This window comes from Paenibacillus nanchangensis, assembly GCF_046543445.1.
GTDB lineage: Bacteria > Bacillota > Bacilli > Paenibacillales > Paenibacillaceae > Paenibacillus_AQ > Paenibacillus_AQ nanchangensis.
Window position 1 is genome coordinate 64,469 of record NZ_JBHOFD010000022.1, and the last position, 12,647, is coordinate 77,115.

Consider the following 12,647-nt stretch of genomic DNA (forward strand, 5'->3'; position numbering starts at 1 on the left):
CAACGACAGTAGGTGATATGGAGCAACTTTTTGTGTGAAATTTCATTCAAATCAGGCCGACGGCAGACGGTTTCCGTTTCCACGTATCCGTAGGCAGGAAGCCCCGCTACGGCAACCGGGGTGAACCATGTTCAATCAAGGGTTCTAACGCCTGTGCTTGCCCCATAAGCCGGATTTCGGCTGTCCATTACCAGCCAGGGGCCAGGGATTACCGGCGAGGGATTTCCACAGGCTGTTCCTCTAGCTCTACCAGCTCCGGCAGCTCCAGCTTGTTCATTTTGCTCATATCGTTATAAAACACATAAGAACCTAGAACATGAATGTCCAAGGACTTCCGCTGGGTCAGTTCCTGTCTTTGCGTCCCGTCAGTCCGGATGCGGACCAGATTTTTGTTACCCGAATAATCGCAGTAATACACCCAGTCGCCGGATACGTTCAGATTATAGGCGAAGTCGTCGGACAGCTTGGTCAGCTCCGAACCGTCTGTCCGCATTTTGTACAGCTTGCTATTTTGATTAAAATACAGCCAATCGCCCTGCACATTCAATCCGGAAATGGACCCGCCGCCCGAAGCAGCGCTTAAAAGCCTGGTCTTGGACTTCCCGTTAACGTCCACCTTCAGAATTTTTTGATAAAAAGAAGTGTAATAAATCCATCCATCCTGCACCGTCAATTCGCTCACGGAATCCCCGCTAAGCTTCTGTTTGCCCGTTCCGTCCGTTTTCATCTTGTACATCTGCCCGTGCTGGTATCCGCCTCCGTGCGTATAGTACAAGGTGTCCCCCACCAGTTGAACATGAAACGCCCTTTTTTCCAGCGTGCGCTTATCGGTCCCGTCCAGTTTCAGCTTCGTCAGACTACTCTGTTCTCCGGAGTAATAAAGCGAGTCCTCCGAGAGATTAAGGTACCAGCCGTTATCATTATCAATTTTCGTCTTTTCAGTACCGTCTTTTTTGACTTTATACAGGCCGCCTTCCCGGGATAAACTGTTGTAATAAATCCAGTCGCCCTGCGCAGCACACCATCCTTTATTGTTCAGGTTCCCGCTGGTGTTGCCCACCGCTTCCTCCGACGGGGCAGCAAATGTAGACGATGTCATACACAGTGTTAGCGCCAGTATCGCTGTTAACAGCTTTTTCAACCCTTACTCCCCCTAAGAAAAAAATGCTGCCCGGCTCGCCCCTTCAATTTCCCCGCACTATGGGACCGCCATCATTCATTCCACGCCATCCAATTCCTGCGAATCCGCCACCTCAAAAAAAATCCTCCGCATGCTCCATCACCCTGCGGTTCATACGCACAACTATTCCGGCTGAAAGGGCCCGGTACTGTTCATACAGCCTCCCCATTTCGTCCGCTAGCCCGGGACTCCGTTCCAAATCTGTCGGAGAGGCCGGGACGCCCGGCTGCCGTTGTCCAGCTCCGTCTCTGACGGTCCGTTCCACCTCAGTCAGCAGCTCAGCCAAATCGTCATCCCCGAACAGCCGCACGCTCTGCAAAATCCCGTTCCATCCCTGCAATTCGTCCATATAGTACGCGGTGAACCAGTACAAGGCTTCCGGTGAATCTACATGATTGTGATACGCATAAAACAAAAACAGCGCCTGCTGGCCTTCGTTCAGTTGGCGGTACATATCCGCTTTGGCTGCCACATCCCTGCCCCGGACAGCTGTCAGCATCGGTTTAATGCACAGCCAGCTTAAGTCCGGACCGTTCAGCGCTTCAGCCGGCAGCTTCACTCGCATAACGCACTTCCTCTCTTATATGCCGTTTTACAGGCGGGGACGCACTGCAGCGGCGGCCCGCTTTTCAGGCTGCATTGAGGATTCTGCCGCCGCTGGCTGCGTCACGGACTCATTGTCACTGACTCTGGCTCACTGAGCCCCGCTCCGGGCTCTGGCCCACGCACATCAGCACTCCGGCTCTTTCACGCTCACTGCTCCCCTTCAGCTCTGGACAATGACCTACACCCACCGTTCCGCTCTAGCTCCGGGCTCTGGCCCCTCACTAGCCCAATCCCGCTCCAGCTCTTGCCTACCGCTACTGTCTCACCGGCCTTACTTCCACCGGTCCGCCACGCCCTCTTCACCCTCGTAGTAGTCCGCGCGGTCCTCCTTGCGGTACACCTCCTGCTCCGGCAAAATATTAATTTTTCCGGAATCGGGATACTCCACCACATCCAGTCCCTGATTTGTGCGGATATCCAGATATTTTACTGGCTCGTCATTGGGGTTATACAGCTGATGCGCCCCCGACGGCCCCATCTCAAAAAACACAATATCCCCTGCCTTTACCTCGCAAATTCCCTCCGGCGTACGCAGCTTGGCCCGGCCCGACAAGATAACAAACAGTTCCTCCGCATTGCGGTGAAAATGGTAAGGAAACGAATATTTTCCCGGATCAAGCGACCGGACATCAAATACCAGATGCTTCGACTGGGCAAGCTCGGCCAGACGTTCGCTCGTATGCCAGGCGAATTCCGGAATCGGCGAGGACTTTACCTTGTACTCCAGGTTTCCGTCATTAAAAATCCGCACCATGCGATTCACCACTCCTTGTCTCTGATTAAATTGGGGGTCACGCCGTCCTTCGGCCAGGGAATCCGGTCACAGCAAGCATCACAACTCCTCGTAAAAAATCAGTCGGTTGCCCGAAGGATCGGTCAACTTCATTTCCCGCGTCTCCCATGACGTAGTTTCGATTTGCGGCCGCGCATAGCGGTACGGCTTCCCGGTAAGCTTCGCATGCAGTCCGGAAAGGTCCGCCGTCTCGATCCTCAGAGCCGATCCGGGCGTGCAGTCCCCGTGATGTCCCGACAAGTGAATCGTAAGCTCCCCCAGCGAAACCTGCATGTATAACGGGAAATCTGCTTCGAACCGGTGCTCCCAATCCACCTCAAAGCCCAAATACCCAACGTAAAAATCAATCGCCGCCTGCTCGTCGAACATCCGTAGAATCGGAACTGCCTGCTTCAGCATTAATTTTTCCTCCTTGATAGGTAATGGAATGACCTCTGTAACCACAGTCGGGGTTAACTCTCTTCGGACAAAAGATAGTCAAACGGTGTAATCACCCGCTCGATTCCAAGTTGGGGAAGGGTCAGCACGGTTTCAGCCATGTAAAGAGCCTGGCGTATATTTCGTTCCAGCGGCTCTCTAACCAGCATTTCCTCGGCAACGGCCGTTTTGCCGTCAGCTTCCCGCCTGAGCGCAATATGATAGTCCCAAAAAGGAATGGAGCTCTTGCTCCCTGCCAGACACACAAGCGGATAATCAGCTGTTAAAAAACGCTGTAACGCTGACTCCGCCTCGTCCTTCGTCATGATCCGTTCAGCTGCTCCAGAGTCCGGCTTACCTTCCTGAAGAACCAGACAGTAGGGATGGTGGATCAAATGCTCTTGAAACAGGGGGATGAGTTCTCCCCTTAAAAAGACAGGTTTGATCATGGTGCCTCTCCCGCCGCGCCTTCCCGCATCAAAAACTCCACTACCGGATAAGAGATCAAGTTCCGGTCTCTGTAGGTAGATGATATAATATCGCTTTTGGCGCTGAGGATTCCGTTTTGCAGAATCACCGGCTTGAATCCCCGCTCGGCTGCCCCGTTATAGGTGAACAGCACGCAGTGCTCCGCCGCAAACCCCGATATAATCACCAGCTCCACGCCCCGGCTTCGCAGCATCTCCTCCAATTCGGTCTGCCAAAACGCATTGGAATGCCGCTTTTGCACGCGCAGATCCGATGCAAGGACCGAAATTTCCGGAATAACCTGATAACTCGCCTGGTTTTCTTCCGTTAGTCCCTCGACATCCTGAACATGGACCACGATCTGCTCTTTCGAGCGCAGCTGTTCCGCCACATAGTTGATATACATGCAGGCCTGCTCGATCCGCTTGCTCTCCAGCGGTTCTTCTTCCAGATATACGGTCTGCATATCGATGATCAGTTGAGCAATCGTCACTAGGCTGTCTCTCCTTTTCACTGTGCCGGATGTTTTTCTTATCATTAGGGCAAGCTCAATGAACTTACCTGTTAGCCGTCTGAATGTTTGCCAATACAATTTATCTGCCTTGCTGCGGGCTTATCTTCCTGATAATCTTCCTGCCCTCTATTCTCTTAATCCCAGCTCTCGCTCGATGCCCGCCAACCGCCGCGTCAGACATTCCACCTGCTCGGCATTTGTGTCGGTCCACGCTTCCTCCCGGCTCGACAACCGGTCCTCATATTCGGGCACATGTTCAAACTGCGGTGCCGTAAAATCGATCCGCCTGCCGCCGATCCGATTGTAATAATGCCAGCTTCCTTTGATGTCCGTCTTCAAAATATCGCCGCCATACCGCTCTTGCATGACCAGCGACGTTACCCCGCATTGGCCTTTGGCCGGACATTCCGGCGTCCACAGCGAGCTTGATCCAAGCGACCAGGCTTCGTGCAGCAGGGCTGAGATGCGGCGAATTTCCTGGTCTGTGATCCAGCCGGAAGGTTGCCCGTTCACAGCTGATCCCTCCGCGCTTCCCACTCCGTCAGTGACCATTTTTCCTGAAAAGCACGCAGCTCTTCAGGGACGGGGATATAACACATCAGCTCCAAACTGTTGCCATCCGGATCATTGAAATAAACCGAAGCATTTCCCTGGTTAGGGCGGACGAACGGGGCGACGGACTCCCTTTTTCCAAACGGTTTTGCCTCTACGCCGATGGACTCCAGCCACTCCAGGCTGCGCTGCATACCTTCATAACTCACCCGAAAAGCGATATGCCGCAGCGACGGATGATAGGGTGTCCGGTATTCCTCGCCCTGCCATAAGCCCAGCCAGCTTTTTTCCTTCTCGATCCAAAAAAACACGGTATCCTCATCCCGCCAAGCCTCCTCCAGACCCAGCCCAGAGTAGAATTCAATGGAACGCGGCAAATCGGACACCGGCAGATGCGCTTCATATAAGCCCAAAATCATTACGCTGGCTCCCCTCCTTTTCGGCCCAATCGCTTTTCAGCATGGCGTACAGCTTTTGGCTTTTGTATCCGCCGTCCATTTTCAGCTGTTGGCGCATTAACCCCTCAAAGGTCATGCCGATTTTCTGCATCACCCGCTCGGAAGCTATGTTTTCCTCATTGCAGCGGGCCTCCAGCCGGTTCACCCCCAGTTCACGAAACACATACGGGATCAGCGCTTCGCTCGCCTCCGTCCCGATGCCTTGCCCCCAGTAAGCGCGCCCGACCGCATAGCCGAACTCCATGGAGTCATTGTCTTCATCGAACAAAAAACAGCAAATGCGCCCGATCACCCCGCCGGAGGTTTTTTCAATAATCGCCCAATTGTACGAGTGCCGCGCCTCAAACCTCTGGTCAAGCAGCGCCAAAAACGCCTCTGTATCCGCGATCGACCGGTGATAATCCCATTTGACGTGTTCAGTCAGCAGCGGATCGGACGCAAAAGAATAAAAATCCGGCGCATCGGTCAACTCCAGCTTCCGCAAATAAAGCCTGGCGGTCTCAAACTCCGGGCGGCTTACAAATAATGTTTCGATGTTCATTCTCCGGTTGTCCTCGCTTTCGGTAATGTTGACAGTTCCACGAACCTGCCTGTTCTGTTGATTATGTAATAGATTTGTTTTCCAGTATAGCAGGAATTGAGCAGCAGCGTGCTGATCCGGACGTTAATACTATGCTGCTTAATGCATGTCCTCGCTTACCTTACTTATGACGGCTGGCGCTGCATCCTTATGTAGGTTTCATACCAAACCGTCGTCCTCCGCAATCCGCTTCAGCAGCCTCCTGCCATAATTCCGGACACGGTCCCATCCGTTTTGTGTTCCCCAATAAATATCCGCGATCGCCAGTTTGATGCAGCATATTTTGATTTGTCCCGCTTTGCCGGTCAACACCTCAGGCCCATAACCGTCGAAAAAGGCGTCGCGTGTCGCTGGGTTATCCATAAAATACCGTTCGAATAAAATGGAGAACTGGTCCACATCAATTCCCCACAGCATGTTCTCAAAATCGATCATTCCGCACAGCCGGCCGTTCGCATCCACCAGCCAGTTTCCGGGCGTCGAATCCCAGCTGACCGGCACGGGACGGGCGCCGGCAAACCCCTCCACATTTTGGAGCGCCCACTCGGCCAATTCCATCTCGCGGGGAGACAAAAGCTGTTGTTCCTCGCATTTGGTCTTCATTTCGCGGATAGAACGGCTGATGTACTGGACAGCATCTTGTTCCGGTTCGCTTGGCGGTTGGCTGTCTTCGCTGATCTGTCCAAACCATCTACCCGGCTTTAGACGATGAAGTGTGCGGGTTAATTCGCCCGCCTTGCGGTAAGCGGCTTGCTCCTCACCCGGCGTCAGTACGGTGTCTCTCATTATCGTCCCGTCAAGAGCCGTGATCAAAATGGCCTGCCATCCCTCTTCCTCAAAAACAGCGGCCAGCTCCGGCACGTAAGGCTTCAGCTGAGGCATCCAGTGCCGGTATGCGTACACCTCCGGAACCCAGCGTTCTCTCCTGCTGAACGTTTTTACATAATAAGAGGCCTTGGCCGCTTGAAGCCGCCATACCCCGGTCCTTGCTCCTGCCGGTCTGAAGTTGGCCGTAACATGAAAAGGACCAATCACCGAATGAACATGTTCGTGCAGCCGGGGCGGATACAGGTCCAGAACCTGTTTTTCCATCTTAGCTATCGCTCCTTTTTAGGGCAGATATCGCCTCATTATGAACACTTTAAATAAACACGGGTATTTCAAGTTCGATCTGCGGATATATCGGCCTTGGTCCTGGCATTGACCCGGTCCTTACGGCATTCACGATCCTTTCGACATTCACGATCCTTACGTCATCGCGATGAACTGGTTATCTGCTTTCGTCTGCAGTTTTTGACTCATCCATCTTTTTGGGCAATAAGGTGTGTGAAAATGGCAATATCCCTGTATGGGCTCACTCCAGCTAAAGTTTGCTCCAACTCCGACATCTTGGCGTTCCACGCCTTGTCCATTTTGATGGGATTGTCCGCAACATACCCGTATACGTTATGAATTCCATAATACTCCACCACTCTGTAGCCGGCGTCGTTCAACCACTTCTTTAACGTTTCCAGAGGGTAGGTTGTGATCTCGGTTCCGACAATACCGCTGTATTCGGTATAGTGCCCAATCTTCTTTTGGGCGGCTTCCGGGTCTTTGTCGATAACGGCTTTTTTCATTACTTTAGCTGTCGGGTTGTGGGCGATCAAAGACAAGCAGCCGGATTTATCCTGACAAGCCGCTATACGTTTCAGGAAGTGCTGCGGATCGTCCACATACTCCAAAATGTTGTGGCACAGCACCCAGTCGTAAGTTCCAAGCCCGTCCGCTGCAGTCTCGAAGGAATCTTTTATAAAAACCGCTCCCGTCTCACCCTGCCGTGCAATCTCAACCATTTCCGGGGTGGGTTCAACTCCCGTGACCTTATTCCCCCGGGCGGCGTAAGCATGAGCGGTGATGCCAAATCCGCACCCGACATCCAGGATGTTGTGTATTGCAGGAGAAAGATGCCGGTCGATTTGCTGCCAAGCCGTATTGTAGAACAATTGGCCCCATGGCATTTTGGTATACCGCAGGTAAGGATCGATGGATTGCGAAAAAGCTTCTTGTTTGTTCATTGGCTTCCTTTCTTTATTCCTACAAGAATAGACGCCAGCTTACGCTCCGTCTCCTGTACGGATTCCACTTGGAATCCTGCTGTCTCAAATAAATGTATGTAATCCCTCACAGATAAAGGATAAAGTGCAAGCTTCCGTTCACCATACACCAGCCATTCCTCGTTGTCACTTGCCGACAGCACAAATCGTCCGTCCGGTTTTAAAGAGTGATAGATGTTGGACAGCGCCTTCGCCTTATCCGCAATGTGCAAAAAAGTCAATACGCTGTATGCCAAATCAAATGCTCCGGGACGAAGAAAATCAGCGATATCACCGCTCACCAGCTCAACATTTGGATGATCCCTAAGATTAGCGGCCGCCCGATCAATCGTTTTTGGGGACAAATCCAGGCCTGTCAGCTGCCGGCATCCCGCCTGAAGAACTTGTATCGCCACTCTTCCGGTTCCCACTCCTACTTCCAAAACATCCTTGTTCCCGGAATCCAGCACATCAAAAAAAGCCGCCCCATCCCATCCGCTCATATACTCCCGCAGCCGCGGAGGATCATATACAGGGTCATGTCCTTCATGGGCCAGACTATCGTAGTGTTCCAGCGTGCTGACGATTTTCAAAAAACGCCGCCACCTTTCTGCCGTTAATGTCCAGTACACCAATAGAGTCATAGTCATTGGGGGAATTTTACAGCTTTTTATCATCCGGCTCCTCCTTCTTCCTGCTGCCCTTCCGCTCCATCCATTCCCGAAAAAACGGGCATTCCTCCACCAGCCGCTCGTCGATCTGGACTTCATCCCCCGTACAGGCATTCAGCAATTCTTCCAGCTTGAGAATCGTGTAAGGGAACGACCACACTCCCTCTTCCGGCACCCACTTCCGGCCTTCAATTTCCTTGATCTTCAGCAGGTCCGCCTGTGTAAATTTGTCCGCCCGGACTCCAATGGTCCGCTCATCCCGTGCGCTCAGTTTGATCTCCATATTCGTCACCTCCAGTATACGGCCGCATTCAAAATTTTGGAAACAAAAAAGAGACCTTAAAGCTTTCGCTTCTTGGTCTCCTTTGCTTAAGGAGCTGAAAAAAAATGTCCTCTTTTATCCTCTAAGGCGTGTACGCAAATTGTAATTTAGGGAAATCAGGGTCAGTCACACGATTCCATGATGGGGTACGAAAATGCTATCAACCCTGGATCTACACCTGTTTATTGTCAGATCGATCTACGAACCCTCTCCTGTGACACGCCCGCAGCGGATTACCACAGAACGCGATACGGAGGTCTTTCCGGACCCAGCGGCCGTTATTTCTGAAATTTTTGGGCTTTGGTATGCCTTGGCGGACTCCAGTTCCGCTATTCGTGCCGAAAACATACAAACTATGGCTTCTCCGCGTAAATAACTGAATCTGAGTCCGTAACTTTGCCAAAACACTGAATAATCAGCAAATAGGGCCTCCTGAGTCCGTCAACTTATACCCATACTTTCTCTGGCGGTACAGAAGGCGGGAATCTGGGATGAAATCCTGGAGCGTGTTACCATTGAGCCCGACTTTGAGCAGAGGATGATGGATACAACCATAGTCCGAGTCTATCAGCATGGAGCCGGCGTAAAAGGCAACCTGCTATGACAAGACAGCGAGCATGTTCAAGGCTTTTTTTGCGTTGATTTCGATGAGATTATGACTGAAGTAAGTTTGCGTCAGACCCTAGTATTTATATTGAATGCGCTATTCAACATTTCGCAGCCCACTATCGATGCCTTTGCTCAAGTTCTTTCCTAAAAAAATCAATCGGTTTCTGATAATCTATCGGCTTATATATAATACGGTTATTCCATTTATGTCTTACACTACTCTCTTCAAAACCTTTATTGTCCCTCTCCAATGATTTCATTATAAGCATGATCTCACTTAATGTGCTTATCACGCTTCGATTATCGGTTTTCGTCATTACAGATTCCTTGCAGTTTTCTAAATACTCATGAATTTGGTCTGTTGGCAAATCTTCTTGATTTAAATATTCTTTTAAGCTATTCACAAATAGATCTTTCACTTTATGTTTCTGACCCGACCTAATTCCCGAGACGGTCAAACTTAGTCTGGTTAAATCGTTCATAAACACATACTGCTTCTTTCGATATAATTGAAACAGATTGACATGCCAGCAATAGAATAAATCTATATCGCCAACTGGGTCGGGCAACACTTTAAGATCCTTCAGCGTATCTTTTGTTGCTTTAAATACAAGCATGGTGAATTACCTCCCCCCATTATTGCACTGAATTCATTGCAACCCATCAGCTCCTACGATCCGGTATCGCCTCCTGCTTTTTCTTATGAGTCCTCTTATTGCTTGCCGGTTTTAATATTGGAAACTCCAAATGGGACGTGTACAGATGGGAATCTTCTGGCTACTCCTTCAATATGACCAACCTGATCATCAAAGAATATGTGCGGTATACTATCAATATCAAATGGCATTTGTCAGTGTCCCCTTTCTATATAGACTGAGCTGAAAAAGTACAGGTGAGGCGGACGGCTTGTCATTCTTACAGATTGAGCTCCCGCATTGCAATGTAGAGTATCCCTACAACGTTGTTTATTTTGTCCACCTTTTTCAGTATACCTCTCTTCTAGGATTTCTGGATACGAGATTGACCGCTCCTGCCAAGGCCCCCGCACTCTCTCACGCTCCCAACGAAAAGTAGGAAGCCCTCGAATATCCCGCACTACAGTGCAGTCCCCCCATGCCTTTTTCAACAAAAAAACAGGAGACCCCAAGGCTGTGCCTCAAAGTCTCCTGTGCTTTAGGAGCGTATCCATATTGGCGGATGCGCATCCGCTTCTTCCCGCGTTCAGTTGCCTATCAAACCCTTAGCAAGGCTCTGCGCTCGGCTTGCCCGCATCGTCCCGCGTCCGGAAGCTCGATCCGCAGCCGCAGGTCGCAATAGCATTGGGGTTATGGATCGTAAACCCGCCGGTCATGCCGGATTCCTCAAAGTCGATTTCAAGGCCATCCAGGTAGCGGAGATTTTCTTTCTCCACCACAACCTTCAGCCCTTGGACGTCCATGTAAATGTCCGCATCGGTTTCTTTATCGTCAAAGCCCATCGCATAGGAAAAACCGCTGCATCCGCCAGGCGTTACGCCCAAACGAAGAAACATGTTCGGCACTTCTTGGGAAGCCAGCATCGTCTTCAACTGCTCCGCAGCCGTCTCGCTAATATTAATCATGAGAATCATCTCCTTATTGAAATTGTTCACCGGTAGGGTCCCCCTCCGTTATGTCCAAGCTACTTCGTCAGTTAAAATCAAGGAGTTACCTTAGTTTTCCCGCGAGGTGAGAGGTTGTATGGTTAGGGTCCCCCACCAATTGATACAAAATGCTACTATATAAAATTAAGTATACTCCTCCCGCTCCGCCGCCTCAACCCCTAAGTGCACGAAGGGCACAGGCCATACCTGGGTTTTGTCCAACTGCTGTTCCTGCTGTTCCTGCTGTTCCTCCTGTTCCTCCTGTTTCTGCTGTTTCTGCTGTTTCTGCTGTTTCTGCTGTTTCTGCTTTCAGGGAGCGGGCCGTCTCCCCGGCACATTCGGCACAATTTCCCGCCTATCCCGGGTGTTGCTCCCCATCCGGTGTAAGTTTATAATAGGGATGCACGACAAAATTCGGAATTTTGTCACGCGATAAGAATCGTTATTTTTTAGAATCCAATCGCTCCGGCCTTGCTCGGAACATCTTGGTCATTTTTCCGCTGCCGGAGAAAAACGGGATGTTTTTCTATTTTTACGGACCGCTAGAGTCCGATCTTGTCTGCCGCTATAGCAGTAGCCTTAGGAGGAAATGCCATGTCTACCCTGATTACCCCGTACACCGACTCCAGAATGGCGGAGATCGTAGAGAAAGTCCGCGCCGGCCAGCGCCTCAGCCTGGAAGACGGCGTATATTTGTATGAAAGCGATGATTTGCTGACCATCGGCCAGCTGGCAAATGAAGCGAATCAGCGCAAAAACGGCAATAAAGTGTATTTTATCGAGAACATGAGCTTATACTTCACTAATGTCTGCGAAGCCCGCTGCGCGTTCTGCAACTTCCGCAAAGATGAAGGCGACGAAGGTGCGTACACGCTGTCCGGTGAAGAAATGATCCGTTATGTCGAGCAGCACATCCACCCGGGCGTTCGCGAGTTTCATATTGTCGGCGGCCACAACAATCATGTGCCGTTCCAGTATTACGTCGATTCCCTGCAGGCGCTGCACGACCGCTTCCCGGAAGTAACGCTGAAGGCTTACACTGCGGCGGAAATTGATTTTTTCACCCGGATCAGCGGGCTTAGCATCCGTGAAGTGCTGGAACGTCTGCGTGCAGCGGGACTGCAGTCCCTGACCGGCGGCGGAGCAGAGATTTTGTCCGATCATTACCGCAAAAAAATGCGGGTCGACAAAGCAAACGTCGAGGAATACCTGGAGGTTCACCGCACCGCGCACCAGATGGGCATGCGCACGCATACGACGATGCTGTACGGCTCCATTGAATCGCGGGAAGACCGGGTTCGCCATATGCTGCATATCCGCGACCTGCAGGACGAGACAAACGGATTCATGGTCTTTATTCCGCTGTCCATGCAGCCGAAGAGCAAAAACGCCGGCATCATGCGCCGCAACTCGGCTTACGAGGACCTCAAAACCATCGCCATCAGCCGGCTGATGCTGGATAATATCGACCACATCAAAGCATACTTCATCAATATCGGCCCGCAGCTGACCCAGGTTGCGCTTGGCTTTGGCGCTTCGGACGTGCACGGAACGATCATCAAAGAACGGATCAGCCACGCGGCTGGAGCCTTGACGCCGGAAGGACTGACGCGGGAAGAGCTGATCTGGCTGGTCAAGGGTGCCGGACGCATTCCGGTCGAACGCGACACCTTCTACAACGAAATCAAAGTGTACGAGTAGCAGTTACCCGTCTGGCGGGTAAGAAAAAGGTATCGAGCCGGCGTCCCAGCCGGTAGGCCATATTCGAAAGGAAGATTATT

General features: G+C 51.4%; 17 protein-coding genes. 1 reads left to right on the top strand and 16 read right to left on the bottom strand.

What is annotated here, in order from left to right; all coding sequences use genetic code 11:
- Positions 1 to 208: 208 nt before the first annotated feature.
- From ACE6ED_RS18035 to ACE6ED_RS18110, 16 genes are all read right to left on the bottom strand, one after another.
- Complete coding sequence (locus tag ACE6ED_RS18035; RefSeq protein ID WP_410828606.1) at positions 209 to 1,141, bottom strand: DUF5050 domain-containing protein; 933 nt, start codon at positions 1,139 to 1,141, stop codon at positions 209 to 211.
- 112 nt (positions 1,142 to 1,253) lie between these two features.
- Positions 1,254 to 1,745 carry a hypothetical protein gene (locus ACE6ED_RS18040; RefSeq protein ID WP_410828607.1) on the bottom strand — a complete coding sequence of 164 codons (492 nt, stop codon included), beginning with the start codon at positions 1,743 to 1,745 and terminating at the stop codon, positions 1,254 to 1,256.
- Between the two features lie 312 nt (positions 1,746 to 2,057).
- Positions 2,058 to 2,540, bottom strand: coding sequence for a cupin domain-containing protein (locus ACE6ED_RS18045; RefSeq protein ID WP_410828608.1), 483 nt, complete (start codon positions 2,538 to 2,540; stop codon positions 2,058 to 2,060).
- A 78-nt stretch (positions 2,541 to 2,618) separates the two neighbouring features.
- Positions 2,619 to 2,978, bottom strand: coding sequence for a glyoxalase superfamily protein (locus tag ACE6ED_RS18050; RefSeq protein WP_410828609.1), 360 nt, complete (start codon positions 2,976 to 2,978; stop codon positions 2,619 to 2,621).
- Between the two features lie 53 nt (positions 2,979 to 3,031).
- On the bottom strand, positions 3,032 to 3,445 hold the full coding sequence (locus ACE6ED_RS18055) for a hypothetical protein (protein WP_410828610.1): 414 nt from the start codon (positions 3,443 to 3,445) through the stop codon (positions 3,032 to 3,034).
- The gene (locus ACE6ED_RS18060; protein ID WP_410828611.1) at positions 3,442 to 3,957 is read right to left on the bottom strand and encodes a cysteine hydrolase family protein; all 516 of its coding nucleotides are present in this window, start codon (positions 3,955 to 3,957) and stop codon (positions 3,442 to 3,444) included. Before ACE6ED_RS18060 ends, ACE6ED_RS18055 begins: the two co-directional genes overlap by 4 nt.
- A 147-nt stretch (positions 3,958 to 4,104) precedes the next feature.
- Positions 4,105 to 4,491: a YunG family protein gene (locus ACE6ED_RS18065; protein WP_410828612.1), complete on the bottom strand. Its 387-nt coding sequence runs from the start codon at positions 4,489 to 4,491 to the stop codon at positions 4,105 to 4,107.
- Positions 4,488 to 4,949: a VOC family protein gene (locus tag ACE6ED_RS18070; protein ID WP_410828613.1), complete on the bottom strand. Its 462-nt coding sequence runs from the start codon at positions 4,947 to 4,949 to the stop codon at positions 4,488 to 4,490. Before ACE6ED_RS18070 ends, ACE6ED_RS18065 begins: the two co-directional genes overlap by 4 nt.
- Positions 4,930 to 5,529 (bottom strand): GNAT family N-acetyltransferase, encoded by a 600-nt coding sequence (locus tag ACE6ED_RS18075; protein ID WP_410828614.1) that lies wholly within the window; start codon positions 5,527 to 5,529, stop codon positions 4,930 to 4,932. Before ACE6ED_RS18075 ends, ACE6ED_RS18070 begins: the two co-directional genes overlap by 20 nt.
- 198 nt (positions 5,530 to 5,727) lie before the next feature.
- Complete coding sequence (locus ACE6ED_RS18080; protein WP_410828615.1) at positions 5,728 to 6,660, bottom strand: aminoglycoside phosphotransferase family protein; 933 nt, start codon at positions 6,658 to 6,660, stop codon at positions 5,728 to 5,730.
- A 206-nt stretch (positions 6,661 to 6,866) separates the two neighbouring features.
- Positions 6,867 to 7,625 carry a class I SAM-dependent methyltransferase gene (locus tag ACE6ED_RS18085; RefSeq protein WP_410828616.1) on the bottom strand — a complete coding sequence of 253 codons (759 nt, stop codon included), beginning with the start codon at positions 7,623 to 7,625 and terminating at the stop codon, positions 6,867 to 6,869.
- Positions 7,622 to 8,236, bottom strand: a complete 615-nt coding sequence (locus tag ACE6ED_RS18090) for a class I SAM-dependent methyltransferase (protein WP_410828617.1) — start codon at positions 8,234 to 8,236, stop codon at positions 7,622 to 7,624. The genes ACE6ED_RS18085 and ACE6ED_RS18090 overlap by 4 nt, the downstream gene beginning before the upstream one ends.
- Positions 8,237 to 8,303: 67 nt before the next feature.
- Positions 8,304 to 8,597, bottom strand: a complete 294-nt coding sequence (locus tag ACE6ED_RS18095) for a hypothetical protein (protein WP_410828618.1) — start codon at positions 8,595 to 8,597, stop codon at positions 8,304 to 8,306.
- Positions 8,598 to 9,361: 764 nt separating this feature from the next.
- On the bottom strand, positions 9,362 to 9,862 hold the full coding sequence (locus tag ACE6ED_RS18100; RefSeq protein ID WP_410828619.1) for a DUF6933 domain-containing protein: 501 nt from the start codon (positions 9,860 to 9,862) through the stop codon (positions 9,362 to 9,364).
- Positions 9,863 to 9,957: 95 nt separating this feature from the next.
- Complete coding sequence (locus ACE6ED_RS18105; protein WP_458782633.1) at positions 9,958 to 10,092, bottom strand: 5'-nucleotidase; 135 nt, start codon at positions 10,090 to 10,092, stop codon at positions 9,958 to 9,960.
- Positions 10,093 to 10,485: 393 nt separating this feature from the next.
- The gene (locus tag ACE6ED_RS18110; protein WP_410828667.1) at positions 10,486 to 10,845 is read right to left on the bottom strand and encodes a HesB/IscA family protein; all 360 of its coding nucleotides are present in this window, start codon (positions 10,843 to 10,845) and stop codon (positions 10,486 to 10,488) included.
- 615 nt (positions 10,846 to 11,460) lie between these two features.
- Between ACE6ED_RS18110 and mqnE the strand changes: the two genes are divergently transcribed.
- Positions 11,461 to 12,567, top strand: coding sequence for an aminofutalosine synthase MqnE (mqnE, locus tag ACE6ED_RS18115; RefSeq protein ID WP_410828620.1), 1,107 nt, complete (start codon positions 11,461 to 11,463; stop codon positions 12,565 to 12,567).
- The last annotated feature ends 80 nt before the right edge of the window (positions 12,568 to 12,647 follow it).